Origin of the sequence: Luteibacter yeojuensis (assembly GCF_000964085.1) — a bacterium.
Classification (GTDB): Bacteria; Pseudomonadota; Gammaproteobacteria; order Xanthomonadales; family Rhodanobacteraceae; genus Luteibacter; species Luteibacter yeojuensis_A.
The window spans coordinates 17343-41459 of the sequence record NZ_JZRB01000002.1 but is presented as its reverse complement, the minus strand read 5'-3'; the positions used below and the strand labels follow the sequence as shown (position 1 = coordinate 41459).

24 protein-coding genes are annotated in these 24117 nt (G+C 68.4%); 18 read left to right on the top strand and 6 right to left on the bottom strand.

Annotation, left to right across the window (positions count from 1 at the left end; all coding sequences use genetic code 11):
- Nucleotides 1–9: 9 nt before the first annotated feature.
- From aroC to VI08_RS21585, 11 genes are all read left to right on the top strand, one after another.
- Nucleotides 10–1113 (top strand): chorismate synthase, encoded by a 1104-nt coding sequence (gene aroC / locus VI08_RS01050; protein WP_045827685.1) that lies wholly within the window; start codon nucleotides 10–12, stop codon nucleotides 1111–1113.
- Nucleotides 1114–1116: 3 nt separating this feature from the next.
- A complete protein-coding gene (locus VI08_RS01045) occupies nucleotides 1117–2115 on the top strand; it encodes a 2-hydroxyacid dehydrogenase (protein ID WP_045827684.1) in 999 nt (332 codons plus the stop codon).
- Between the two features lie 30 nt (nucleotides 2116–2145).
- A complete protein-coding gene (locus VI08_RS01040; RefSeq protein WP_045827683.1) occupies nucleotides 2146–3174 on the top strand; it encodes an aspartate-semialdehyde dehydrogenase in 1029 nt (342 codons plus the stop codon).
- Nucleotides 3174–3461, top strand: coding sequence for a hypothetical protein (locus VI08_RS01035; protein ID WP_045827682.1), 288 nt, complete (start codon nucleotides 3174–3176; stop codon nucleotides 3459–3461). Before VI08_RS01040 ends, VI08_RS01035 begins: the two co-directional genes overlap by 1 nt.
- Before the next feature lie 185 nt (nucleotides 3462–3646).
- Entirely contained in the window at nucleotides 3647–6241 is a 2595-nt protein-coding gene (locus VI08_RS01030; RefSeq protein WP_045827681.1) for a FimV/HubP family polar landmark protein, read from the top strand.
- A 58-nt stretch (nucleotides 6242–6299) separates the two neighbouring features.
- The gene (gene truA / locus VI08_RS01025; RefSeq protein WP_045827680.1) at nucleotides 6300–7067 is read left to right on the top strand and encodes a tRNA pseudouridine(38-40) synthase TruA; all 768 of its coding nucleotides are present in this window, start codon (nucleotides 6300–6302) and stop codon (nucleotides 7065–7067) included.
- A complete protein-coding gene (locus tag VI08_RS01020) occupies nucleotides 7064–7687 on the top strand; it encodes a phosphoribosylanthranilate isomerase (RefSeq protein ID WP_045827679.1) in 624 nt (207 codons plus the stop codon). The genes truA and VI08_RS01020 overlap by 4 nt, the downstream gene beginning before the upstream one ends.
- Before the next feature lie 28 nt (nucleotides 7688–7715).
- Complete coding sequence (gene trpB / locus VI08_RS01015) at nucleotides 7716–8927, top strand: tryptophan synthase subunit beta (protein WP_045827678.1); 1212 nt, start codon at nucleotides 7716–7718, stop codon at nucleotides 8925–8927.
- Entirely contained in the window at nucleotides 8927–9727 is an 801-nt protein-coding gene (gene trpA / locus VI08_RS01010; RefSeq protein ID WP_045827677.1) for a tryptophan synthase subunit alpha, read from the top strand. The genes trpB and trpA overlap by 1 nt, the downstream gene beginning before the upstream one ends.
- A 60-nt stretch (nucleotides 9728–9787) precedes the next feature.
- Nucleotides 9788–10663 carry an acetyl-CoA carboxylase, carboxyltransferase subunit beta gene (gene accD / locus VI08_RS01005; RefSeq protein WP_045827676.1) on the top strand — a complete coding sequence of 292 codons (876 nt, stop codon included), beginning with the start codon at nucleotides 9788–9790 and terminating at the stop codon, nucleotides 10661–10663.
- A gap of 155 nt (nucleotides 10664–10818) precedes the next feature.
- On the top strand, nucleotides 10819–10971 hold the full coding sequence (locus VI08_RS21585) for a hypothetical protein (RefSeq protein ID WP_157006202.1): 153 nt from the start codon (nucleotides 10819–10821) through the stop codon (nucleotides 10969–10971).
- 152 nt (nucleotides 10972–11123) lie between these two features.
- On the opposite strand, the gene VI08_RS21580 is transcribed toward VI08_RS21585, so the two are convergent.
- The 3 genes from VI08_RS21580 to VI08_RS00990 all read right to left on the bottom strand — a co-directional run bounded on the left by VI08_RS21580 (nucleotide 11124) and on the right by VI08_RS00990 (nucleotide 13215).
- A complete protein-coding gene (locus tag VI08_RS21580) occupies nucleotides 11124–11480 on the bottom strand; it encodes a hypothetical protein (protein ID WP_157006199.1) in 357 nt (118 codons plus the stop codon).
- A 66-nt stretch (nucleotides 11481–11546) separates the two neighbouring features.
- Complete coding sequence (locus tag VI08_RS00995) at nucleotides 11547–12083, bottom strand: phosphatase PAP2 family protein (protein ID WP_045827674.1); 537 nt, start codon at nucleotides 12081–12083, stop codon at nucleotides 11547–11549.
- Nucleotides 12055–13215, bottom strand: coding sequence for a glycosyltransferase family 4 protein (locus tag VI08_RS00990; RefSeq protein WP_045827673.1), 1161 nt, complete (start codon nucleotides 13213–13215; stop codon nucleotides 12055–12057). The genes VI08_RS00995 and VI08_RS00990 overlap by 29 nt, the downstream gene beginning before the upstream one ends.
- 170 nt (nucleotides 13216–13385) lie before the next feature.
- Between VI08_RS00990 and gltX the strand changes: the two genes are divergently transcribed.
- From gltX to VI08_RS00975, 3 genes are all read left to right on the top strand, one after another.
- The gene (gltX, locus tag VI08_RS00985; protein ID WP_045827672.1) at nucleotides 13386–14786 is read left to right on the top strand and encodes a glutamate--tRNA ligase; all 1401 of its coding nucleotides are present in this window, start codon (nucleotides 13386–13388) and stop codon (nucleotides 14784–14786) included.
- A gap of 74 nt (nucleotides 14787–14860) precedes the next feature.
- Nucleotides 14861–15070, top strand: a complete 210-nt coding sequence (locus VI08_RS00980) for a hypothetical protein (protein WP_232309403.1) — start codon at nucleotides 14861–14863, stop codon at nucleotides 15068–15070.
- A 25-nt stretch (nucleotides 15071–15095) separates the two neighbouring features.
- Nucleotides 15096–15575, top strand: a complete 480-nt coding sequence (locus VI08_RS00975; RefSeq protein ID WP_045827671.1) for a transcriptional repressor — start codon at nucleotides 15096–15098, stop codon at nucleotides 15573–15575.
- A gap of 137 nt (nucleotides 15576–15712) precedes the next feature.
- Here VI08_RS00975 and VI08_RS00970 read toward each other — a convergent pair whose 3' ends face one another.
- Complete coding sequence (locus VI08_RS00970; RefSeq protein ID WP_045827670.1) at nucleotides 15713–17704, bottom strand: TonB-dependent receptor; 1992 nt, start codon at nucleotides 17702–17704, stop codon at nucleotides 15713–15715.
- Between the two features lie 206 nt (nucleotides 17705–17910).
- On the opposite strand from VI08_RS00970, the gene VI08_RS00965 reads away from it, so the two are divergent.
- The 4 genes from VI08_RS00965 (at nucleotide 17911) to VI08_RS00955 (ending at nucleotide 21810) form a co-directional block, all read left to right on the top strand.
- Nucleotides 17911–18357, top strand: a complete 447-nt coding sequence (locus VI08_RS00965) for a MerC domain-containing protein (protein ID WP_045827744.1) — start codon at nucleotides 17911–17913, stop codon at nucleotides 18355–18357.
- A gap of 38 nt (nucleotides 18358–18395) precedes the next feature.
- On the top strand, nucleotides 18396–19367 hold the full coding sequence (locus VI08_RS00960) for a cation diffusion facilitator family transporter (RefSeq protein ID WP_045827669.1): 972 nt from the start codon (nucleotides 18396–18398) through the stop codon (nucleotides 19365–19367).
- 80 nt (nucleotides 19368–19447) lie between these two features.
- Entirely contained in the window at nucleotides 19448–19606 is a 159-nt protein-coding gene (locus VI08_RS21100; RefSeq protein WP_084621150.1) for a 30S ribosomal protein THX, read from the top strand.
- A gap of 125 nt (nucleotides 19607–19731) precedes the next feature.
- Nucleotides 19732–21810: a TonB-dependent receptor gene (locus VI08_RS00955; protein ID WP_052697604.1), complete on the top strand. Its 2079-nt coding sequence runs from the start codon at nucleotides 19732–19734 to the stop codon at nucleotides 21808–21810.
- Between the two features lies 1 nt (nucleotide 21811).
- Here the strand turns inward: VI08_RS00955 and VI08_RS00950 are convergent, their stop codons facing one another.
- Both VI08_RS00950 and VI08_RS00945 read right to left on the bottom strand, forming a co-directional pair.
- Nucleotides 21812–22960 (bottom strand): HupE/UreJ family protein, encoded by a 1149-nt coding sequence (locus VI08_RS00950; RefSeq protein ID WP_198148807.1) that lies wholly within the window; start codon nucleotides 22958–22960, stop codon nucleotides 21812–21814.
- Nucleotides 22961–22968: 8 nt separating this feature from the next.
- Nucleotides 22969–24102, bottom strand: a complete 1134-nt coding sequence (locus VI08_RS00945) for a hypothetical protein (protein ID WP_052697603.1) — start codon at nucleotides 24100–24102, stop codon at nucleotides 22969–22971.
- Nucleotides 24103–24117 lie beyond the last annotated feature (15 nt).

The window sequence follows — 24117 nt, the reverse complement described above, 5'->3', positions numbered from 1 at the left end:
GGAAGCACCGTGTCCTCCAATACGTTCGGCAAGCTCCTCTCCGTCACCACCTTCGGTGAAAGCCACGGCCCGGCGATCGGCTGCGTGGTCGATGGTTGCCCCCCTGGCCTGCCCCTGGAGGCGAGCGAGTTCCGCGCGGACCTCGAGCGGCGCGCCACCGGCCGCTCGCGGCATACCTCGCAGCGCCGCGAGGCGGATGACATCGAGATCCTCTCGGGGGTGTACGAGGGTGTCACCACCGGCACCCCCATCGCGCTGCTCATCCGCAACACCGATGCGCGCTCGAAGGATTACGGCAACATCCTCGACACCTTCCGCCCGGGCCACGCGGACTACACTTACTGGCAGAAGTACGGCGTGCGCGACCCGCGCGGCGGTGGCCGCTCGTCGGCCCGCGAAACGACCATGCGCGTCGCCGCCGGCGTCATCGCCAAGAAGTGGCTGGCGCACCGTTATGGTGTCACCGTGCAGGGCCATGTCAGCCAGGTCGGCGAGGTCACGCCGCGCGGCTTCGAGCCCGCGGCCATCGAGACCAGCCCGTTCTTCTGGCCCTTCGCGGAACAGATCCCCGAACTCGAGGCGTACATGGATGCCTTGCGCAAGTCGGGTGATTCGGTGGGCGCACGCGTCACGGTGGTGGCCGACGGCGTGCCGCCGGGCTGGGGCGAGCCCATCTACGGCAAGCTCGACGGCGAGATCGCCGCGGCCATGATGTCGATCAACGCCGTGAAGGGCGTGGAGATCGGCGACGGCTTCGATGCCGTGGCCCAGCGCGGTACCCAGCATCGCGACGAAATGACGGCGCAGGGTTTTCTTTCCAACCACGCGGGCGGCATCCTCGGTGGCATCGCCACGGGGCAGCCCGTGGTGGTGTCCATGGCCTTCAAGCCCACCTCGAGCATCCTGGTGCCCGGCCGTAGTGTCGACAGGGCCGGCCATGCCACCGAGGTGGTCACCAAGGGCCGCCATGATCCCTGTGTCGGCATCCGCGCCGTCCCCATCGCCGAGGCCATGCTGGCGCTTGTGCTGATGGACCAGGCCCTGCGCCATCGCGCCCAGTGCGGCGACGTGGCCGCGGTGGCCCCGCGCATCCCCGGCACCGTGCAGGAGTAATTGATGAGCAAGCCGAAGGCCTGGGTCTCCCGGCCATTTTTCCCCGATATCGTCGACCGGCTCCGCGAGCACTTCGACGTGGTGCAGGAGCCGGAGGAACGCTCGTTCACGCCGGATGAGCTGGCCGCGCGCCTCAAGGATGCCGATGCCGCCATCGTCGGCCTCGTCGATCGCATCGATGCGGGTGTGCTCGCGCATGCCCCCGGGCTGCGCTTCGTCGCCAACCTCGGCGTGGGCTACAACAACCTCGACCTGGACGCGCTCACCGCGGCCGGCGTGGGTGCCTCGAACACCCCCGACGTGCTCAATGAAACGGTGGCCGACTACGCCTGGGCCCTGATGCTCGCCGCGGCCCGCCGCGTGGGCGAGGCCGAGCGCTGGCTGCGGGCAGGGCAGTGGCAGGGTTCCCGCTTCGAGGGCTGGCTGGGCGCCGACGTGCATGGCAAGACCATCGGCATCCTCGGCATGGGCCGCATCGGCCAGGCCATCGCGCGCCGGGCGGCGGGCTTCCGGGCACCGGTGCTCTACCACAACCGCTCCCGCCTCGATGCCGCCATCGAAAGGGAGTGCGGCGCCCGCTACGTCGACAAGGCCACGCTGCTGGCCCAGGCCGACCACCTCATCCTGGTGCTGCCGTTCACCCCGGCGAACCGGCACACCATCGGCGCGGGCGAACTGAAGGCGATGAAGCCCACGGCCACGCTCACCAACATCGCCCGCGGGGGCATCGTCGACGACGAGGCCCTGGCGCGTGCGCTGGCCGCGGGCGAGATCGCCGCAGCGGCCCTCGACGTGTTCGAGGGCGAACCGCAGGTGCACCCGGCCCTGCTCGAACAGGGCAACGTGGTGCTCAGCCCGCACATCGCCAGCGCAAGTCGCGACACACGTCGCGACATGGCGTCGCTGGCTGTGGACAATGTGCTGGCGGCGTTTGGGCATGGTCCCTGCGCCGGCCGGCCGCCCACGATCCTCAACCCGGGCGTGCTGGCCGACGCCAGCTGACCTTCCAACCACGCCAACATTAGAGCGACGATGAGCAAGAAGACGAGTTACAAGGTGGCCATGGTGGGCGCGACCGGCGCGGTCGGCGAAACCCTCCTTTCGATCTTGGCCGAGCGGGATTTCCCCGTGAGCGAACTGATCCCCCTGGCGAGCGAGCGCTCGGCGGGCGGAACCGTCGATTTCGCTGGAAAACCTTGTGTCGTCAAAGACCTGGCGAAATTCGACTTCGAAGGCGTGGATATCGCCTTCTTCTCCGCCGGGGGCTCGGTCAGCCGCGAACACGCGCCGCGTGCCGCCGCGGCGGGCGCCGTCGTCATCGATAACACCTCCGAGTACCGCTACCAGGACGATATCCCCCTGGTGGTGTCCGAGGTGAACCCGCACGCCATCGCCGACTACACGGTGCGGGGCATCATCGCTAACCCCAACTGCTCCACCATGCAGATGCTGGTGGCGCTGGCGCCCATCCACCGCGAGGCCGGCATCGAGCGCATCAATGTGGCCACTTACCAGTCGGTATCGGGCGCCGGCCGCAGCGGCCTCGAGGAGCTGGGCAAGCAGACGGCGCAGATGCTGAACTTCCAGGACGTGGAGACGGCCAAGTTCCCGAAGCAGATCGCCTTCAACGTCATCCCGCACATCGACGACTTCCAGGCCAATGGCTACACGAAGGAAGAGATGAAGATGGTGTGGGAAACCCGCAAGATCCTTGAAGATCCTTCCATCCAGGTGAACCCCACGGCAGTGCGCGTGCCTGTGTTCTACGGCCACTCCGAGGCCGTGCATGTCGAGACGCGCGACAAGATCACGGCCGAGCGGGCCCGCGAGCTGCTCGAGCAGGCCGAGGGCATCGTGGTCATCGACGACCGCGCGCCGGGTGGCTACCCCACGCCGGTCACCGATGGGGCTGGCAAGGATGCCGTGTTCGTGGGCCGCATCCGCGAAGATATTTCGCACGACCGCGGCCTCGACATGTGGGTGGTATCCGACAACATCCGCAAGGGTGCGGCGCTCAACGCCGTGCAGATCGCCGAACTGCTCATCAGGGATTACCTCTGATGCGTGCCCGCGCCGCCATCGCCTGCCTGCTCCTGTCGCTGCCGCTTGCCGCGGCGGCGGCAGGGCAGGCGGGCGGGGCGGGGCAGGCGAAGCAGGCGGCGGCCACCCGTGCCAAGCTCGACGCCACGCGCGGCCAGGCGCAGGCCGAAGACCAGAAAGTGCAGGACCTCAAGAAGCGCGTCGACGCGCTCGAATCGAACTCGAAAACCTCCAGGGAAGCCCTGGAGGCGCGGGACCGCAAGATCGCGGAGCTCGAACGGCAGCTGGAAGCCGAGCGGCATCCCTGAGCCCTGGGCTCGGGGGAACATGTAAGGGGGGCGTGTACGGGCCTCGCGAACGAGTCAAACTTGTCGCGTAAATGCCCGTAGCCGCTATTGTTAGTTGTTGCTGGGGTGCACTACAGTGGCGCCTTCGCGGCCGATCGCCCGAAGAGGCGCGCCGCCAGCACGGATTTGTTCGGGGGATGCGAGTAATGAACCGTACTTTGAAGCTGTCGATCATGCTGGCGCTTGCCATGGGTGGCAGCCACGCCATGGCCCAGAGCCTTGGCGCCGTGCAGGTCCACTCCACGATGGACCAACCCCTGTCGGCGGATATCCCGCTCACGGGTGTCACGGGCAATCCCAGCGATATCCGCGTCACCATGGCGTCGGATGAAGCTTTCTCGCGTGCCGGCCTCAACAAGGCCGGGCTGCCGGTGCAGCTCAATTTCAGCGTCGGCAAGAACGCCGCCGGCCAGCCGGTGATCCACGTCACCAGCAGCGCGCCGGTCCGCGACACCTACCTCGATTTCCTCGTGGAGGTCACCAGCGGCAAGAACGGCTCCGCCATCCGCGAAGTCACCATGCTGCTCGATCCGCCGGGCACGCCGGCCGCCCCGGTCTCCGCGGCGGAAGCCCCGGCACCGCGCCCGTCGCGCACCGAGGCGGTCCCCGCCCGCGTGCCGGCCCGGTCCGAGCGCCCGTCGCGCGCCAGTGCCCCGGCCCAGCCGCGCGCCGCCGCGCCAGCCGCCGCCACGGCCACGAACGGCACCATCGGCCCCGTGCAGCGCGGGCAGACCCTGTCGTCCATCGCCCGCGATAACGCCAACGGCGCCGACATCAACCAGATGCTCCTGGCCCTGCACAAGGCCAACCCGGATGCCTTCTATCGCGACAACATCAACGCGCTGAAGACGGGCGCGGTGTTGCGCGTGCCTTCGCAGGACGATGTACAGGCCCAGAGCGCCGCCGCCGCGCTGGCCGAGGTGCGCCGCCAGAACGAAACCTGGCGCTCGGGCGCGGCCCGCACGCCGGCCACGGTCGCCGATGGCGCCGCCTCCGCCACCGAATCGAAGGGCAAGGCCAGCACGGCCAAGGCCGATCGCCTCGCACTGGTCCCGGCCAAGGAGGGCGCTGAAGCCGCGTCCACCCGCGCCGGCACCAAGGGCGGCACGGGCGATGCCCAGGTCGCCGGCCTCAAGCAGGAACTCAGCACCTCGCAGGAGGCGGTCGCCTCGCTCAAGCAGCAGGGCGCCGAGCTGAAGTCCCGCGTTACCGACCTCGAGGCCATCAACACCAAGAACGAACGCCTGCTGAGCCTCAAGGATTCGGAGATCGCCGAGCTGCAGCGCAAGCTCGAGGACGCCCGCAAGAACGCCGGTAAGCCCGCGGCCGCCGCCAGCGCTGCGATGCCGGCCACCACGGCCGTGGCTACCGCGGCACCGGCCGCCGCGCAGTCGGTCGCCAAGGCGCCCGTGGCGGCGTCCACCGTCGCCACGGCCACAAGCGCGCCCGCCACTGCCGCCAGCACGCCTGCCCATGCGGGCACGGTCGCCACCACGCCGCTCGCCACGCCGGCGGCCAGCGCGCCGCAGCAGGCGACACCGCCAGCCGCCAAGCCGGCCGTGCCGCCACACCCGCAGGCGGCCCCGGCCACCGCCGACGAAGACGAGTGGTTCATGCAGCCCTGGGCATGGGGTGGCGGTGCCGTCGTCATCCTGCTGCTGCTCGTGGCCGCCGTGTTCGGCCGTCGCAAGAAGCCGGCCGCCGCCGCGCCCGCGTCGCTGGCCGACCGCTTCAGCCAGGAGCCCACGCTCGGCAACTTCGAGCTGGACGACCACGGCCACGACCACGATCACGAACCGATGGACCAGGACCAGCGCGAGATCATCGATGCGCTGGCCGAACACCCGGACGACATCGGCCTGCACCTCGAATTGGTAAGCCTGTATTACGGCCGCCGCGACGTGGAACATTTCGAAGCCGCGGCCGAGGCGATGTACGCCCACGTGGCCGACCCGGAACAGCCGGAATGGCGCGAGGTCGTGATGATGGGCGAGGACCTCGCCCCCACACATCCGCTGTTCGGCGGCCAGCCGGTGGACAGCATCGACGACCCGTACGACGATGCCGACTACGGCCGCGACACCTACACGCCGGGCCCGGCACACCCTGCCGATGCCGACGCGCTCGAGGCGTTCGACCTGGGCAGCTATGTCACCAGCCCGGACGACGAGGCGCACCCGGCGCCGGCGCCGCAGAAGCACAGTGAATACCATTTCAACTTCGACCTGACCCCGACCCAGCGCGCGGAGGCCGACCGCCGCCCGCACGCGCCGGACGTCTTCGACGTGGACGCCCCCGAATCGCCTTACACCGAGGCGGGCGCGGGCGAACACGCCCACGAGCCGGCCACGGCGTCGTTCGGCGACATCCTCGCCGACGAGAAGGCCCCGGCCGGGGAGCGTTCCACCTGGTCGTTCGACGAGGAAGACCCCGCGTCGCCGGCCACCACGCCGGTCGAGCCGCCCCGCTTCGACGAGCCGCCGCGTTTTGACGAACCACCGCAGTTCGACGAGCCGCCGCGCTTCGACGAGCCGGCGTTCCCGGACGAGGAGCCGGCCGTGGAGCACGCGGGCCCCGACACGTTCAGCGACGACCCGGTCGATACCAAGCTCGACCTGGCACGGGCGTACCTCGACATGGGCGACGCCGAAGGTGCCCGCCTCATGCTCGACGAAGTGATCAACGAGGGCAGCCAGATGCAGAAGGACACGGCTCGCCGCATCCTGGACAGCATCGCCTGACCTGCCAGCGGGGCGGTGGCGGTGGTAACCTTTCCGGTTTCCACCGCCACCTGACCCCATGCGCATCGCCCTAGGCGTCGAATACGACGGCACCGACTTCTCTGGCTGGCAGAAGCTCAGCCATGCGAAGACCGTGCAGGGCGCCCTGGAGGAGGCCCTCTCCTTCGTCGCCCACCAGCCCATCGAGACCACCGCCGCCGGCCGCACCGACGCGGGCGTGCACGGCCGCTGCCAGGTGGTGCATTTCGACACCGACGTGCAGCGCGACATGCGCGGCTGGGTGCTGGGTGCGTGCTCGAACCTGCCGCGCAGCGTCGCGGTCACGTGGGCGCAGCCGGTCGACGATGATTTCCACGCGCGCTTCTCCGCCCGTGCGCGGCGTTACCGCTACCGCCTGCTTTCCCGCTTCGTGCGCCCCGCGCTCGATGCCCGCTTCGTCGCATGGGAAAAGAAACCGCTCGATGCCTCGCGCATGCACGATGCCGCGCAGGCCATCGTCGGCGAGCACGATTTTTCCGCTTTCCGCGCCATCGCCTGCCAGGCGGCGCATGCGCGGCGCAACGTGCGTGCCATCCGCGTGTTCCAGGACGATATCCACATCGTGGTGGAGATCGAGGCCAACGCGTTCCTCCACCACATGGTGCGCAACATCGTCGGCTCGCTCATTCCCATCGGCCGCGGTGAGCAGCCGGTCGCATGGATGGCCGAGCTGCTCGCGGGCCGCGACCGCGACGTGGCCGGTGCCACCGCGCCCGCCGAGGGCCTGACGTTCCTTGGCCCGCGCTACGAGGCGCACTGGGGCCTGCCCGCGGAGGTAACACTGTGACGCGCGTGAAGTACTGCGGGTTCACCCGCCTGGAAGACGTGCAGGCCGCCGCCGCGCTCGGTGTCGATGCCGTGGGTTTCGTCATGACGCGCAAGAGCAAGCGCTATGTCGGCCTCGAGCAGGCGCGCGCGCTGCGCGAGGCCGTGCCCCCGTTCGTCACCACCGTGGTGCTTGTCATGGACGACGAGCCGGCCTATGTCGACGAGATCGTCCGCCAGGTGCGCCCCGATATGTTGCAGTTCCACGGGGTGGAAACCGACGAGGCCTGCGCGGCACATGGCACGCGCTACCTCAAGGCCATCGCCATGGGCGAAGGGCAGGGCGCGCTGGCCCGCCTGCGTGCCTACCCGCGCGCCACCGGCCTGTTGCTCGACGGCCACGGCCTGGGCGAGACCGGCGGCAGTGGCGTGGCCTTCGACTGGAACCTCATGCCGCGCGACCTGGCGCAACCGCTGGTGCTCGCGGGCGGACTCACCGCCGCCAACGTGGCCGAGGCCATCCGCGTGGCCCGCCCATGGGGCGTGGACCTGTCCAGCGGCATCGAGACATCGCCGGGCCTGAAGGATCGGGCTAAGATGGAACGCTTCCTCGCCGCCGTGCGCGCCGTCCCCAGCGCGTGAGCCCCCTTTAGCAACACACGGTAACGCAATGACCCAGATCCCGGATTTCCACGCCTATCCCGATGCGCACGGGCGCTTCGGCGATTACGGCGGCATCTACGTGGCCGAGACGCTCATGGAGCCACTCGCCGAACTCACGGCCGCGTACGAGCGCCTGCGCCAGGATCCGGCCTTCATCGCCGAGCTCGACCGCGACCTCAAGTACTACGTGGGCCGGCCCAGCCCGGTGTACTTCGCCGAGCGCCTGACGAAGCACGTGGGCGGCGCCCGCATCATCCTGAAGCGCGAGGACCTGAACCACACCGGCGCGCACAAGATCAACAACACCGTGGGCCAGGCGCTCGTCGCGCGGCACATGGGCAAGACCCGCATCATCGCCGAGACAGGCGCGGGCCAGCACGGCGTCGCCAGTGCCACCGTCGCGGCACGCATGGGCCTCAAATGCGTCGTGTACATGGGCGCGGTGGATATCGAGCGGCAAAAGATCAACGTCTACCGCATGCGCCTGCTCGGCGCCGAGGTGGTGCCCGTCACCTCGGGCTCGCAGACGCTGAAGGACGCGCTCAACGACGCCATGCGCGATTGGGTCACCAACGTGGCCGATACCTTCTACATCATCGGCACCGTGGCCGGCCCGCACCCGTACCCGCAGATGGTGCGTGACTTCAACGCCATCGTGGGCCGCGAAGCGCGCGAGCAGACACTGGAGCAGTTCGGCCGCCTGCCCGATGTCATCACGGCATGCGTCGGCGGCGGCTCCAATGCCATCGGGCTGTTCCACGCGTTCCTCAACGACAGCGGCGTGCGCATCGTCGGCGCCGAAGCCGCGGGCGACGGCATCGGTACGGGCCGCCATGCCGCGTCGCTCGCCGCCGGCAAGCCGGGCGTGCTGCACGGCAACCGCACTTATGTGCTGTCGGATGCCAACGGCCAGATCATCGAAACCCATTCGGTATCGGCTGGCCTCGATTACCCGGGCGTGGGGCCCGAGCATGCCTTCCTGAAGGATGCGGGCCGCGCCGAGTACGTGGGCGTCACCGACGACGAGGCGCTCGAAGCCTTCCACCTGCTGGCGCGCACCGAGGGCATCCTCGCCGCGCTGGAATCCAGCCACGCCATCGCCCAGGCCATCAAGCTGGCCCGCGAGCTGCCCAAGGATGGCCTTGTCCTGGCCAACCTGTCGGGCCGTGGCGACAAGGACGTGCACACCATCGCCGCGCGCGAGGGGATCGAACTCTGATGAGCCGCATCGCCAGCCGCTTCGCGGCCCTCAAGGACGCCGGCCGCACCGGCCTCATTACCTTCATCACCGCGGGCGATCCCTCGCCCGAACACGTGGTGCCGCTGCTGCACGGCCTGGTGGCCGCGGGCGCCGATGTCATCGAGCTGGGCGTGCCGTTTTCCGACCCGATGGCAGATGGCCCGGTCATCCAGCATGCCTCCGAGCGGGCCATCGCGAAGGGCGTGGGCCTGGCCAACGTGCTCGCCTGGGTCGCGGCATTCCGTGAGACCGATGACGAAACACCCATCGTCCTCATGGGTTACCTCAACCCGGTGGAGATGTACGGTTACGCGTCGTTCGCCGAAGATGCGCTCGAAGCTGGTGTCGATGGCATACTGATGGTGGATTGCCCGCTCGAGGAATCCGCCGTGCTCAAGCCGCTGCGCGATGCCGGCCTCGACCAGATCCTGCTGGCCTCGCCCACCACGGCCGAGGGCCGCCTGGCCCAGCTGTGCGAGGCGGCGTCGGGCTTCCTGTACTATGTATCGTTCGCCGGCATCACCGGCGCGGCCCAGCTGAGCACCGGCCAGATCGCCGAACGCGTCGCGGGCATCCGCGCGCGGTCGAAGGCGCCGGTGGCGGTGGGTTTCGGTGTCCGCGATGCCGCGTCGGCCCAGGCCATCGGTGCGTTCGCCGATGCCGTGGTCATCGGCAGCGCCCTGGTCGATCGCCTCGCGGGCGCCGGCAGCGCTGAGGATGCGGCGGGCAGGGCGAACGACTTCCTGGCACCCATCCGCGCCGCGCTCGACGCGCGCTGATTTGAAGATTTTGTGGGAGCGCGCTTGCGCGCGATGCCTGCACGACACCCGGAGACAACGATGAACTGGCTGCAGAAAATCATGACCCCGAAGACCCGCGCCCCGGCCGCTGCCGGCGGCAAGGGCAAGGTCCCCGAGGGCGTGTGGGAAAAGTGCGCCGGTTGCGGCACGGTCCTTTACAAGCCCGAGCTCGAGAAGTCGCTCATGGTGTGCCCCAAGTGCGGCCACCACCATGCCATTGGCGCGCGTGCGCGCCTGCTGTCGTTCTTTGACGAAGGCAGCACCAGCGAACTGTGGGCCAAGCTCGAGCCGGTCGACGCGCTCAAGTTCAAGGATCAGAAGAAGTACAAGGACCGCATCGTCGCCGCGCAGAAGAACACGGGCGAGAAAGATGCCCTCATCGCCATGTCGGGCAAGCTGCTCGGTCGCCCGGCCGTGGCCGTGGCGTTCGAGTTTTCGTTCATGGGCGGCTCCATGGGTTCGGTCGTGGGCGAGAAGTTCGCGCGCGCCGCGGAGAAAGCCCTTGCCGAAAACAGCGCCCTGGTTTGTTTTTCCGCCACGGGTGGCGCGCGCATGCAGGAAGGCTTGTTCTCGCTGATGCAGATGGCGAAGACGTCGGCAGCCATTGCCCGCATGCACGAGAAGGGCGTGCCCTACATCTCGGTGCTCACGCACCCGACCACCGGTGGCGTGTCGGCCTCGCTTGGCATGCTCGGTGACCTCAACGTCGCCGAGCCGAAGGCGCTCATCGGCTTCGCCGGCCCGCGCGTCATCGAGCAGACCGTGCGCGAGACGCTGCCGGAGGGTTTCCAGCGCTCCGAGTTCCTCGTCGACCACGGCGCGGTCGACGTCATCGTCGACCGCCGCGAAATGCGCGAAAAGCTCGGCGCCATGCTCGGTATCCTGGAGAAAATGCCCCGCGTCGACGCGGCCTAAAGTGTGGGAGCGCGCTTGCGCGCGATGGTCACAGGATCAAAGCCCGGCCAAGTGCCGGGCTTTTTTTGCATGGTCCATTGCCGAAAACGCACACCGGTGGCCCATCGCTAGAACGGTTGTTTGAATGCTAGTCTCGCCGCACACAAGGAGACGTCATGTTCGAAACGTTCTGGAGCGGCCTGATCATCGGCGTCGTCATCGGCCAGCTGCTCGCCTTGCTCGTGCTCGCCCTCGTCCATGGCGGCGGCAAGCGTCGCCGGCGCCCCGTCGCGGTGCGGCGCGTAGTGAAGCATGTCAGTGGCGAATGAGCATCGCCGGCCAGCACGTTTCGGTCGTGCGCTTCAGGCCGTTCTCAGGACGTAACAGTCGCACAGGCGGCGCCGGGCGGAAGCACTGCCAGCGCCTGCGTCGTCGGTGACGCGGCAATGTGCTTGTCCGTGATGAGGTTTTTTTGCCGCTGCTATATCGTGCCGTTGTGCGCCACCTTCCAGTGCTCGACAAACGAGCGTGTTACGCCGAAGGTTTCGTCATGAAACGGGCACACACACCACAGCCGAATCGGGATCGCACGCCCCATCAGGCGTCGACGGCACCCCGTCCGCACACGCTGGGCGATGAACTCACCACGTCGATCCTGCTGCAGATCAAGGATGCGGTACCCCGCATCGAAACCGAGCTGCAGCACCTCAGGCGGCTGGCGGAAGCGACGAGGAAAGATGTCAACGACCTGAAGACCTGGCGAAGCCTCGTCCTCGGCGGCGTTGCCGTGCTCGGTCTTCTTTTCGGGCTTTACAGGGCCATGGCCGGGTCGGTCCATGTCACGTACGGCCACCCTTCACCCACGGCCGCGCTGCCGTCGGTGGTACCTTCCGGCGCCCCGTAGTCAGAACAGAGCGCGCTCCAGCCACAGCGACAACGCACCCAGCGTGCCGCCAATGGCGGTGGCGGCCAGCACATCGCTTGGGTAATGCAGGCCCAGCACCACGCGCGAGGCGCCGATCAGCGCGGCGAAGCCGATCAGGAACGGCGCAAGCACCGGGTAATGCGCCACGGCCACCACGGTGAAGGCCACCGCTTGCAGGGTATGGCCCGAGGGGAAGCTGAACTCATCCAGCGGCGGCACGTGCGCGATCACGCCGGGGCATGAGCGGAACGGGCGCGGGCGCTTCGTCCAGCGCTTCAGCACGCGATAAAGCATCAACGCCGTGAGGCCGGTCAGCGCCATCTGCGCCGCCACGGCCAGGCCGTGCAGGCCGCCCACGAGGGCGATGACACTCATGAGGGCATACCAGAACACGCCGTCGCCCAGGCGGCTCACGATGCCGAAGAAGACGCCGATGGCGCGGCGCGCGCCCCACCGGTTGGCGGCGACGCACATGCGCCTGTCGAGGTTACGCGGCGACCGCGGTGCTGCGTTCATGGAGGTTCTCCCCGGCAAGCGACTGCATGATGGATTCGAATTCGCAGACCACCGATTCCGGCGACAGGCTGGCGACCGAAGCACGGGCGGAGCGGCCCATGGCCGCGCGCACCGTGGGGTCGGCACCCAGCGTCGCGGCGCGCTCGATGAGGCCACCTTCGTTGCCCGGCGCCACGCGGATGCCGTTCTGGCCGTTGCGGATGTACTCGCGCGCGGCCGCCTCGGCGTACGCGACCACGGGCACGCCGGAGGCCATGGCCTCGAGCACCACGTTGCCGAAGGTCTCGGTGAGGCTCGGGAACACGAAGAGGTCGGCACTGGCATAGAACGCGGCCAGGTCGTCGCCGCGGCGGGTGCCGGCGAACATGACGCCCGGGTGCGCGGCTTCCAGCGTGGCGCGGTCAGGGCCGTCGCCGACGATGATGCAGCGGGCATCCGGCACGCGGCGGCGCAGGGCCTCCCACGCGTTGATCACCACGTGCAGGTTTTTCTCGGGCGCCACGCGGCCCACGCAAAGCATCACCGGCGTATCCGGGCCTGCGCCCCACGAGGCGCGCAGCGCGTCGTCGCGGCGCTCCGGGTGGAAGCGCACGGTGTCCACGGCGCGGCGCAGCACGCGCACGTCGTGCACGCCCAGGTCGTTGAGCTCGCCAGCGAGCTGGCCGGTGGGCACCAGCGTGGTCTGCGCGCGGCGGTGGAAGCGGGCCAGGTAGCGGCGCACCACCGGGGTGAAGGCGCCAAAGCCGTAATGGCCCACGTAGAAATCGAACCGGGTGTGGAAACCGGTGGCCACCGGGATGCCGAGACGGCGGGCGGCGCTCACGGCGCTCCAGCCCAGCGGGCCTTCCGTGGCCACGTAGATGGCATCCGGCCGTTCGGCGCGCCAGCGGCGCTCAATGCGGAAGCGGGCGGGCAAGCCGAAGCGCAGGCCCGCATAGCGGGGAACCGAGGCACCTTCCACCGCGAGGACATCCATGCCCGCGTCCGCCAGGGGCGGCGTCCCCGGGTGGGTCGGGCGGATAAGGTCGACCGCGTGGCCGCGGCGGACAAGGCCGCGGGCGAGGGACTGGACGGTAAGGGCGACACCGTTCACGTCCGGTGCGTAGGTCTCGGTGACGATGCCGACTCGCATGGCGCTGCCCCTCTGGCCTCTTTGGCACAGATTGGGCCCCGGCCGTGTCCCGGCGGTTATAGGGGGATGACCGTGGCGTTACAGCGGTGCGCCCCCACTTCCCATCTCCCACCTCCCAAACGCCCCTTACGCTAAAATCCTCCTCTTGCCCCAAGCAGCGATCCCCCCCCATGCCCGTCCGCACCCGTTTCGCCCCCAGTCCCACCGGCTACCTGCACATTGGCGGCGCGCGTACCGCGCTGTACTGCTGGCTCGAAGCGCGTCGGCGGGGCGGTGAGTTCATCCTGCGCATCGAGGACACGGACCGTGAGCGTTCCACGCAGGAAGCCGTGCAGGCCATCCTCGATGGCATGCAATGGCTCGGCCTGTCGCACGACGAGGGCCCGTACTACCAGACCCTGCGCATGGACCGTTACCGCGAGGTGGCCGAGCAGCTGCTGCGCGAGGGCAAGGCCTACTACGCGTACGAGACGAAGGACGAGATCGAGGCCATGCGCAACGCCGCCATGGCCGCGGGCGAGAAGCCGCGCTACAACGGCTACTACCGCGACCGCAACGAGCCGCTCCGCGACGACCCCAACCGCGTCATCCGCTTCAAGAACCCCACCTCGGGCTCGGTAGTATTCGACGACAAGGTGAAGGGCCGCGTGGAGTGGGCGAACGCCGAGCTCGACGATCTCGTCATCTTCCGCTCCGACGGCTTCCCCACCTACAACTTCGCGGTGGTGGTCGACGACATCGACATGGGTATCACCGAGGTGATCCGCGGCGACGACCACGTCAACAACACGCCGCGCCAGATCAACATCTACAAGGCGCTCGGCGCGCCGGTGCCGGAGTTCGCGCACCTGCCCATGATCCTTGGCCCTGATGGCCAGAAGCTGTCGAAGCGCCACGGCGCGGTCAGCGTCATGCAGTACCGCGAGGATGGCTTCCTGCCGCATGCCCTGCTGAACTACCTCGTGCGCCTGGGCTGGTCGCATGGCGACCAGGAGATCTTCTCCGTCGGTGAGATGATCGAGCTGTTCGATGCCGCCGACGTCAACAAGGCGGCGTCGCGCTTCGACGTCACCAAGCTTTCGTGGCTCAACCAGCACTACCTGAAGACGGACGACCCGGCTGCCCTGGGCCCCGAGCTGGCTTACCACCTGCAGCGCATCGGCATCGACCCGGCCACGGGGCCGGCCCCGGCCGACGTGGTCGTGGCCCTGCGCGACCGCGTGCAGACATTCGTCGACATGGCTGAACGCGCGAAGATCTGGTACGGCCCCATCGTGGCATGGGACGAGAAGGCCATCGAAAAGCACCTGCGGACCGAGACGGCGCCCACCGTGCTCGCCAAAGCGAAGGAAGAACTCGCCGCGCTGCCGGAATGGACACCCGAAGCCGTGCACGGGGCCGTGGAAAAGACCGCTGCCGCGCTTGAACTGGGCATGGGCAAGGTCGCCGCGCCGCTGCGCGTCGCCATCACCGGCACCCAGGTCTCGCCGTCGATCGAGCACACCATCTACCTGTGCGGCCGAGAGGTTGCGCTGGCCCGCATCGACGACGCCATCGCCAAGGCCCGCTAAACCTGGACGAACTGCTCGCCAAGGCCACCCATGGCGTCGATCCCGGCGCCCCCGGCGCGTTCGTCACCATCTTCATGAGCCTGATGCGGCTGGTGCCCTGGGGCCAGCTCATCCTGTGGCAGGTGGTGTTCATCGTGGTGGGCGCGTTGCTGGGCTGGTGGCGGGGCCGTTTCTGGGCCACCGTGCTGGCCTCGCTGCTGGTGGGTCCCTTCGGCTGGGCGGTGCCCTTCCTGCCCCGGCCGCAGGCGGGGCCGCCGCCCCTGCCAGGCTCGAAAAAACCGTGAAAGGGCCCCATGTTAGGATGACGCCATGAGCACGCATGCCAGCCACCACCACGCCCACGAGCACCACGACGACGCCCGCGGCTTCGTCGAGGCCGTCGAGCTCGCCTCCAGCGAGCGGGGCCTGCGGCTTACGCCGCTGCGCCGCGAGGTGCTCGAACTGGTGGCCGAGGCCGGCAAACCGGTCAAGGCGTACGACCTGCTCGATCGCCTCCGCGAAAAGCACGGCAACGCCGCGCCGCCCACGGTCTACCGCGCGCTCGATTTCCTGCTCGAGAACGGCTTCATCCACAAGCTCGAATCGATCAACGCCTATGTGTCCTGCCACCACCCGGCGGAGTCGCACCAGGTGCCGTTCCTCATCTGCGACAAGTGCCAGTGCGCGCAGGAAGTCTGCGACGAGCGCGTGGCCTCGCTGATCGAGGCGCAGGCCAAGGCCTTTGGGTTCCGGCCGCAGGCGCAGACGCTGGAAGTGCACGGCATCTGCAAGAACTGCCGCGAATCGTAAGCCGCGCCACAGGAGCATCGCGCGCAAGCGCGCTCCCACAGGGCCGTGCATAAAAAACGGGGCGCCGCATCACTGCGGTGCCCCGTCGCGTATCCGGTTCCCGCCGGGGAGGGAGGTGGGCGTCGGGAACCAGGAACTCAGAAATAGGCGCGGACGCCTACGGACACATTGCGGCCCGGCATCGGCGCGACGTCCTTGAACAGGGACGTGGCCGGGCGGGCCGTCTGGTTGGTGAGGTTGTTGCCGTCGACGAAGGCTTCCCACTGGTTGCGGTCGTTGTTGACGAACTGCCAGGCGAAGTGCGCGTTCACCAGCGTGTAGCCGGCGGTGTCGGTCTCGAAGGCCGCCACCTTGTCCTGCTTCATGTAACGCACCGCGCCCAGGCTGGCACGCAGGCTATCGGCGCTCCAGCTGAGCGTGGAGCCAATGCGGCCGGCGGGGATGCGCGGCACGTTGCCGCCGCCGTCCGAGAGCGTCGCGCGCACGGTGTCGCCGAACACGCGCAGGTCCCAGTGGCCCTCGGGGCCTTCCGCCAGGTGGAACGTGGCCTCGGCCTCGGCGCCGCGGAACGTGGCATCGTTTTGCGACCACACGCGCACCGGCAGGTCGTCTTCGATCTCGCCCGTATCGGCGAGATAGATGAAGTTCTTGTACTTGTTGTAGTACACGGCCACCTTGCCTTCCACGATGTCACCGTGGAAATGCAGCCCCAGCTCGGCCTGGTTGCTCTTCTCCTTGCCGAGGTCGCTGCCGATTTCGAACGTGTTCGACGCCTCGTGCGGGCCGTTGGCGAAGAGTTCTTCTTCCGACGGCGCACGCTCGGCGTGGTCGAGGTTGAGCGAGAGATGCCACTGTTCGGCGAAGCGCCATGCGAAGCCCGCCGAGAAGCTGTTCGGCGCGTAATCGCGCTTCGCGCCACCCACCGGTTCCACGCTCTGCTTGTCATGGCGCGCGCCGAGCTCGACCTTTACCGGGCCGAAGTCGCGGGTTTCGGTGAGGAACACGCCGACGCCCTTGGTGGTGGTCGCCGGCACGAAGGTTTCTTCGCCCACGGCCGAGAACTTGCGGTGCTGGGTCTGCACGCCGAAGGCACCGGTCCAGCCGGCGAGTTCATCGTGGGTGACCACCAGGCGGCCCTGGTTGCTGTCGGTCGAGAACGTGGTGCCTGGCTCGTCGCCTTCGTATTCCACGTGCTGGTACGCGCCATGGCCAAGGCTGAATTCGATCTTGCTGATGCCGTCGATGGGCTGCACGAAGCCACCCTTCACGGTGTAGTTCGTCTGCGCCATCTTGATGTGCACCGGGTCTTCGCCCTCCGCCGCATCGCCTGGCTCGGCCGGGCTGCCGTACAGATCCATGAAACGCGAGATGGATACGCCGAGGTAGCCCCAGCTACCCAGCACCGAGGCGCCGACCGAGCCCGAGGTGGTTTTCACCGCGCTGTTGGCGAGCGTGCCGCCGGGGATGTCGTAGTCCTCGTTATCGCGGTGCATGCCGTCGACATGCAACGCGAACTGGTCGTTGCCCGCGTCGAAGCGGGCAAGGCCGGTCTTGCCATCGGAAACGGAGTCGTGGCGCAGTTCGGCGCGGCCGGCGAAGCCATTCTCCGGCGCCTTCTCAGGCACCCGGCCATCCACCACGTTGACGACGCCGCCAATGGCGCCCGAACCGTAGAGGAGGGTGGCCGGGCCCTTCAGGACTTCGATCTGGTCGGCGAGGAATGGCTCGAGGGTGACGGCGTGGTCCTGGCTGACGTTCGAGACATCCTGCGACGACAGGCCGTTCTCGAGCACCGCCACGCGGGGGCCGTCGAGGCCGCGGATGACCGGGCGACCCACCGCCGTGCCCAACGCCGAGGTCTGCACGCCAGGGATGGCCGAGACGGTTTCACCCAGCGAGACACCCTTGGCGTCGTCGAGGGCCGAACCGGCGAGCACGGCCACCGGGGCCACGATCTGGTCGGCGTTGCGGCCGCCCGGGACGGCGTTCACCACGATCCCCTCGAGCTTGTCGACATGCTTTTTCGTCTTTTCCGGCGCCTGGGTGTCCTGTGCCGCGTCATCGGCGAGGGCGGGCAGGGCCGTGCCGAACGTCGCGGCGAGGGTCAGGGCGAAGAGGGTCTTGCGCATCTTGGGTGGAGCTCCGTGGTGACTTCGATGTGATGTTATAAAGTATCAGCAGGATGTTGCGCTTATGCAAGAAGTCACGAGCGGCTCGGTGAAGCGTGAACCGTGAAGCGTGAATCGTCAGGGCGGGGACGGGGCTGGTATGGTCAGTATGTTATAAAGTATCATCTCTTGCCTCGAACGGTTCCAGACCTCACGCTATGCACGCCATGACCGAACCTGCCCCCGCTCTGGAAACCCGTCGCCGCTGGTGGCATGTCGCCGACCGCCTGGGTGCCATGGCCTCGTTCCTGTGTGCCATCCACTGCGCGCTGCTGCCGTTCGTCATCGCGGTGCTGCCATTGCTCGGCTTGTCCTTCCTTGCCAGCCACCGGTTCGAAGAGGTGTTCGTGTCGTTTGCCTGCGTGCTGGCGTCGGCGGCGCTCATTTCCGGATACCGTCGCCATCGCCGCCGCCTGCCGTTCGCGTTCGCCATCCCCGGCTTGCTCCTGCTTGTGCTCGGCGTCACGTTCCTCCACAGCGGCTCGCTGCTGGTGCACAGCGTGCTCGTCACGTGTGGCGGCTTGCTGGTCGCCGCGGCGCATTTCGTGAACCTGCGCGTCGACCGCAGTGGCCATGCGGGGCACGTCCACGGCCCCACCTGCGTCCACCCGTGATTGTGTAACCGCGGGCGCATTGCCTAGCCTTCCACACCATGGCCCACGACCACCACGCCCACGCGCATGACCATGCGCACGACCACGCGCATGGCCACGACCACGCCCACGACCACCTCGCTGGCAGCAGCGAGCGGAAGCTGTTGTTCGCGTTCGTGCTCACCACCGCCATGCTCGTGGCCGAAGCCGCGGGTGGCCTGTTTTCTGGCTCGCTGGCGTTGCTGGCCGATGCGGGCCACATGCTGGTCGACGCACTGGCGCTGCTGCTCGCGTTCCTTGGCGCGCGCTTCGCGGCCCGGCCGGCCGATTCGCGCCGTTCCTATGGCTACGGCCGCATCGAGGTGCTCGCCGGCTTCGTCAACGCGCTCACCCAGTTCGCGCTGGTGATCTTCATCGTCGTCGAAGCCGTGCAGCGGCTTTCCAGCCCGCAGCCCATCCTTTCCGGCGTCATGCTGGGCGTCGCCATCGCGGGCCTCATCGCCAACGTGGTCGTGCTGCGTACCTTGCACGGCCACGACCCGGATGACGTGAACATCGCGGGCGCTAGCCTGCATGTGCTCGGCGACCTGCTCGGTTCCGTGGCCGCCGTGCTGGCGGCGCTGGCCGTGCGCTGGCTCGGCTGGCTGTGGGCCGATCCCGTCCTTTCGGTGCTGGTCTCGCTGCTGATCCTGCGCAGCGCCTGGATGCTCCTGCGCCGTACCAGCCACATCCTGCTCGAGGGCACGCCCGAGGGTGTCCACCTGAACGAGGTGCAGGCGGCCCTGCAGGGCGCCGACCCGGCCATCGTGGGCGTACACCACGTGCATGTGTGGCAGGTCACCGCCGGTTCGCGCATGGCCACGCTGCACGCCGAGCTGGTCGAGGGCGCCGACCAGGGCCGCGTTCTCATCGCCATCAAGACCATGCTGAGCGAGCGCTGGCGGGTAGGCCACGCCACCGTCCAGTTCGATCCCGGCCCGTGCCCCGACGAGCTGGAGGGCTGTGGCCCCAACGGCCGTCACGTTCACTGAACGGCCACCCTTGCGCTTTTACGGGCCGCTGCTACGATGGCCGGCCGTACCACTTCACTTCCAGAATTAAGGAGTTTCCCATGGGCAAGGGCGACCGCCGCACCCGTCGCGGCAAGATCTACCGTTCCAGCTACGGCAATGCCCGTCCGCACGTCGACATCGTGACCGGCGCCGCCGTGGCCAAGCCGGCCGCCGCCAAGGCAGCCGCGAAGAAGGCTCCGGCCCGCAAGAAGGCCTAAGGCTTTCCTGCAGGACGAAAAAAGGCTCGCTTCGGCGGGCCTTTTTTTATGCCCGTGCATCTGCGATCCCATCGGCGCCGTATCTCTTCCATGGCGCCGCGTGGGCGGCGGGGGTGGACCATGCCATGGGGTGGTTTTCCGGCGTGCGGGGTGTCGTGTCGATCGCGTGCGCCGCCATGGTCGGCGGGCCGGCGGTCGTGGTGGCGCAGGACGCCACCGAGCTTGCGCCCGTCGCGGTGCAGGGCCACTACGACAACGGCGTGGGCAAGTCCGACGCGGCATCGCAAGGCGTCGTGCTGGGTACCCTGCTGCAGGACATCCCCGTGCGCCGCCCAGGCGAGATCCTCGAGGCCATCCCCGGGCTCGTGGTGACCCAGCATTCGGGCGAGGGCAAGGCCAACCAGTACTTCCTGCGCGGCTACAACCTCGACCACGGCACGGACTTCGCCACCCGCGTCGACGGGGTGCCGGTGAATATGCCCACCAACGGGCATGGCCAGGGCTACAGCGACATCAACTTCCTGATCCCTGAGCTTGTCGAGCGCATCGACTACCGCAAGGGCCCTTATTTCGCCGGCAATGGCGATTTTTCGTCGGCGGGCTCGGCCGACGTGCGCTATCGCACCGTGTTGCCCGCGCCCCTCCTCAACGTGACCACCGGTAGCGACGGTTACCGCCGGGCGCTGCTGGCTGGGTCGACGACGCTGGCGCAGGGGCCCGTCCTGCTCGGCGCACTCGAATCCATGCAGGAGGACGGCCCGTGGCGCCACCCCGACCGCATGCGTAAGCTCAATGGCTTGCTGCGAGCGAGCAGCGGCGATGCGGCGCGCGGCTGGACGATGGATGTGCAGGGCTATGCCGCGCGCTGGAACTCGACCGACCAGGTCCCCCTTGAACTCATCGACTCGGGTGCCCTGTGCCGGTACTGCGCGTTGGACCCGACCGATGGCGGCCGCACGGCACGCGCCGTGTTATCCGGCGAATGGCATGCCAGCGATGCGCAGGGCAGCGTCGAGGCATCCGCATACGTGGAGCATTACCGCCTGCAGCTGTGGTCGAACTTCACGTACGTCGAGGACGACCCGGTCCGCGGCGACCAGTTCAATCAGCGCGACGCACGGAGCCTGTTCGGCGGGGCCCTGGTCAAGCGATGGAATACGGGATGGTTTGGTCGCGACACAAGCGTCGACGTGGGCGGGCAGGCCCGGCATGACCAGATTCATGTGTCGCTCTACGACTCCCAGGCTCGCCAGGCCTTCGCCACGGTAAGCGATAACGGGGTGGGCGAGACCCAGGCAGGTGTTTTCGTTCAGGAAGAAACGGCATGGGCGCCCTGGTTCCGCAGCATCGTGGGGGTGCGCGCCGATGCCGTGGCCATGGATGTGCGCTCGCACGCCTATGCGCCGAACAGCGGCTCGGCGAACGACCACAGGGTGTCGCCCAAGCTGCTGTTCGTTTTCGGGCCGTGGCAGCGCACGGAGTTCTTCGCCAGCGCGGGTGGTGGCTTCCACAGCAATGACGCGCGCGGGGTGGTCAGTCGGTTCGACGCCTCTACGGGCGAGCCCGTCGAGCGTGCACCCGCGCTGGCGGGAAGCAGGGGTTACGAAGTGGGCATGCGCTCGGAACTCATCCCGGGCCTGCAGAGTTCGCTTGCGTTGTGGCGGCTCGACAGCGATTCGGAACTGGTCTACGGCGCGGATTCGGGCGGCACCGAAATCAACGGCGCGAGCCGGCGCCACGGCGTGGAATGGAACAACCACCTCGCCCTCGGCACTTACGTCCTCATTGACGCCGACCTCGCCATCACCCACGCACGCTACGCGCATGACGGCGCCAACGATGAAGCCGGCGACCAGATCCCCAACGCTGTCGGCAGGGTTGCTTCGCTCGGTGTGTCGCTGCGGCGCGTGGGGCCGTGGTCCGCCAACGTCGATATGCTCTACGTTGGCGGATACCCGCTTTCCCAGGATGGCACCCTGCGCGCGCCGCCGGCGGTTGTTACGAACCTGCGCGTGCGACGCGACATCACTCCACGCGTGGCGCTGACCCTGGACGTGCTCAACACGTTCAATCGGCGCTACTTCGATATCGCCTACGCCCAGGACTACCGCGTGACACCCACCGCTCCCGTCGTGGCCGACGGCGTCACGGTGCACCCCGGCGAGCCGCGCGAATACCGGCTCACCCTCGGCATTACGCTGTAGCTCAATTCGGCATCAGCACCGAGAACCAAGGCAGCGTGATGTCGAACGCTCGCTCGATGAACCATCCCAGCGCGATGGCCGCGATGGTCCACGAGCCCCAGCGCAGCAGGCCGCGACGATAGAACCGCGTTTTCCTCAGCGCGAAGGCGATGGGAAGGAAAGCCAGCACGATGGCTTCCTGCCCGATTTCCACGCCCACGCTGAAGCCGCCGAGCGACGCCGCCATGGCACCCGGTGGCAGCTGCAGGCCAGTCAGCGCGCTGGCGAAGCCCAAGCCATGCACCAGGCCGAATGCAAAGGCGACCAGCCACGCGCGCCGATGCACCAGCGGCACGATGTTGTTCAGCGCGGCGACCAGCACCGAGAGCGCAATGCCGGATTCCACCAGCCGCGATGGCACGTGGACGAAGCCGAGCACGGCGAGCGACAGCGTGATGGAGTGCGACACGCTGAAGGCAGTGACGATCTTCACCACGTCCAGGCAGGCGGTCCAGAAGCGTTCGACGGGTACCCAGCCGTCCGTCCGCAGCAGCACCGCGGGGAACAGCAGCGATAGCAGGAAGAGGATATGGTCAATGCCGCTCCAGATGTGCCAGATGCCGTCCACGAGGAAGCTGGTGAATTCACCCCAGCGGTCGGGCTCGCGCATGTCGAGGCTGGCGCTGGGGCGGGAGGGGCCGAGCGCGGCGCCCGCCGTGCGCGTGCCGGCGTGCAGGGTCACGATGCCCCGGTGGTAGGGGTCGATGTCGTACATCAGGGTATAGGTCACTGTCAGCCGGCTGGGTATGTTCTTGTCGCACACGGCGTCGAACAGGATCACCGCGTAGGTTCCGTCGGTGTGCTCGTCCACGGCCTGGCCCGTGGGCTCCAGCGTGCAGACCAGGCCATCGCCTTGCACGGCGAGATGGCCCAGCGCATAGCGTTCCACCGCTTCGCGGCGCGCTTTCAGCTCACCCCACGTGATGTTGCCATCATGGTTGCCATCGATGCCGATGGCGTAGTCGAGGTCGCGCAGGGCGATGTCCCATTGCCCTCGCATGCGGTGCGTATCCGTCGGGTCGGTGCGAAGCGTGAGGTAGGCGTCGCTTTCCTTGTGCGCCGAGACGCTGGTTGCCATGGCCAACGCCAGCAGCGTAGCGACGGCGCACATCACGCGCCTCATGGCTGGGCCTTCACTTTGGCGACGAGTGGGTCGATGGTCGGGTCTGACATGCCGCTCGCGGCAACGAACGCGATGACGGGCGCAGCGGCCCTGGGCTGGCCCGCCGCGAGTGCGGCTTCCAGGAAGACCCGGGCATCCTTCGGTGCGCGCTGGGTCTTCCAGTTCAGCTCGGCCAGTGCCAGCGCCGCCGCTGCATCGTGGTGGATATGCAACAGGAAGTCGGCCTGCTCGCGCAGGAAGAGGTGGTCGCCGCGGCGTGCCATGTCGGCAAAGCGCGCGTCCATCGTGGCCGTATCGATGGCGGCCGCCGGAAGGCCCAGCATCGCTTCCGCGCGAACACGCACGAGGAACGAGGTATCCGACTGGGTGTCGCCGGCGACGAGGGTCAGCGCTTCGGCGGCGCGCCCCTGGTCGAGCAGGAACTCACCGTAGTCGGCGAGGAGGAAGTTGTCGCCCGGCGCCCAGCGCAGCGCGCTGCGGAAATGGCCGTCGGCCACATCGGGCTTGCCCATGCGCGCAGCGGTATCGGCCATGAGCCCCTCGATCCAGGCGCGGATATCCGGCGGCGCGCGGGGGCCGGGGTCTTCGATCATCGTGAGCAGCGCATAGGCCTGTGGGGCATGGCCGTCCAGTGAGCGCAGCGATGCGCTGCACACCTGGCCCATGAAGCCACCCGCGGCATTGGCGAGCTGCACGCAGGCATGGTTCGCGGCCGCGTAGTCGCCCTGCACCATGGCGACGCTGGCGAGGGTGAGCCAACCCTGCGCGCTGTCGGGGTCACGGCGCAGCACGGCTTCGAGTTCGGCGCGCGCCTCATTGAACGCATGGCGGCTTTGCAGGATGGTGGCGTGGGCGAGCGCCACGGGCACCGGCGGCGTCGCCGTACGCATGAACGGCTCGATCACCGCCATCGCGCGACCGAGGTATCGGGCATCCCCGGTGGAGCGGCCGTAGTCGATGTAGGCATGGGCCAGTGCGACGGCGACGGCCACGTCACCAGGTTTGGCCGCCACGGCAGCGCGGAGCGTGTCGAACTGGCGCACGCGCGGGTCGGTGCGCGGCGGTACGCGCTGCAATACCACGTCGTCGCGCGCAGGCACGTACGGTGTAGCGTCCTGGGCGCGCGCCATGCACGCGCCGCATGC

Excerpts from the sequence above, each read along its gene's own strand:
- VI08_RS01045 (WP_045827684.1), top strand. The coding sequence starts at position 1,117 with ATGAGCAAGCCGAAGGCCTGGGTCTCCCGGCCATTTTTCCCCGATATC.
- VI08_RS01040 (WP_045827683.1), top strand. The coding sequence starts at position 2,146 with ATGAGCAAGAAGACGAGTTACAAGGTGGCCATGGTGGGCGCGACCGGC.
- VI08_RS01035 (WP_045827682.1), top strand. The coding sequence starts at position 3,174 with ATGCGTGCCCGCGCCGCCATCGCCTGCCTGCTCCTGTCGCTGCCGCTT.
- VI08_RS01030 (WP_045827681.1), top strand. The coding sequence starts at position 3,647 with ATGAACCGTACTTTGAAGCTGTCGATCATGCTGGCGCTTGCCATGGGT.
- truA (WP_045827680.1), top strand. The coding sequence starts at position 6,300 with ATGCGCATCGCCCTAGGCGTCGAATACGACGGCACCGACTTCTCTGGC.
- trpB (WP_045827678.1), top strand. The coding sequence starts at position 7,716 with ATGACCCAGATCCCGGATTTCCACGCCTATCCCGATGCGCACGGGCGC.
- trpA (WP_045827677.1), top strand. The coding sequence starts at position 8,927 with ATGAGCCGCATCGCCAGCCGCTTCGCGGCCCTCAAGGACGCCGGCCGC.
- accD (WP_045827676.1), top strand. The coding sequence starts at position 9,788 with ATGAACTGGCTGCAGAAAATCATGACCCCGAAGACCCGCGCCCCGGCC.
- VI08_RS21585 (WP_157006202.1), top strand. The coding sequence starts at position 10,819 with ATGTTCGAAACGTTCTGGAGCGGCCTGATCATCGGCGTCGTCATCGGC.
- VI08_RS21580 (WP_157006199.1), bottom strand. The coding sequence starts at position 11,480 with ATGGACCGACCCGGCCATGGCCCTGTAAAGCCCGAAAAGAAGACCGAG.
- VI08_RS00995 (WP_045827674.1), bottom strand. The coding sequence starts at position 12,083 with ATGAACGCAGCACCGCGGTCGCCGCGTAACCTCGACAGGCGCATGTGC.
- VI08_RS00990 (WP_045827673.1), bottom strand. The coding sequence starts at position 13,215 with ATGCGAGTCGGCATCGTCACCGAGACCTACGCACCGGACGTGAACGGT.
- gltX (WP_045827672.1), top strand. The coding sequence starts at position 13,386 with ATGCCCGTCCGCACCCGTTTCGCCCCCAGTCCCACCGGCTACCTGCAC.
- VI08_RS00980 (WP_232309403.1), top strand. The coding sequence starts at position 14,861 with ATGAGCCTGATGCGGCTGGTGCCCTGGGGCCAGCTCATCCTGTGGCAG.
- VI08_RS00975 (WP_045827671.1), top strand. The coding sequence starts at position 15,096 with ATGAGCACGCATGCCAGCCACCACCACGCCCACGAGCACCACGACGAC.
- VI08_RS00970 (WP_045827670.1), bottom strand. The coding sequence starts at position 17,704 with ATGCGCAAGACCCTCTTCGCCCTGACCCTCGCCGCGACGTTCGGCACG.
- VI08_RS00965 (WP_045827744.1), top strand. The coding sequence starts at position 17,911 with ATGACCGAACCTGCCCCCGCTCTGGAAACCCGTCGCCGCTGGTGGCAT.
- VI08_RS00960 (WP_045827669.1), top strand. The coding sequence starts at position 18,396 with ATGGCCCACGACCACCACGCCCACGCGCATGACCATGCGCACGACCAC.
- VI08_RS21100 (WP_084621150.1), top strand. The coding sequence starts at position 19,448 with ATGGGCAAGGGCGACCGCCGCACCCGTCGCGGCAAGATCTACCGTTCC.
- VI08_RS00955 (WP_052697604.1), top strand. The coding sequence starts at position 19,732 with ATGGGGTGGTTTTCCGGCGTGCGGGGTGTCGTGTCGATCGCGTGCGCC.
- VI08_RS00950 (WP_198148807.1), bottom strand. The coding sequence starts at position 22,960 with ATGTGCGCCGTCGCTACGCTGCTGGCGTTGGCCATGGCAACCAGCGTC.
- VI08_RS00945 (WP_052697603.1), bottom strand. The coding sequence starts at position 24,102 with ATGGCGCGCGCCCAGGACGCTACACCGTACGTGCCTGCGCGCGACGAC.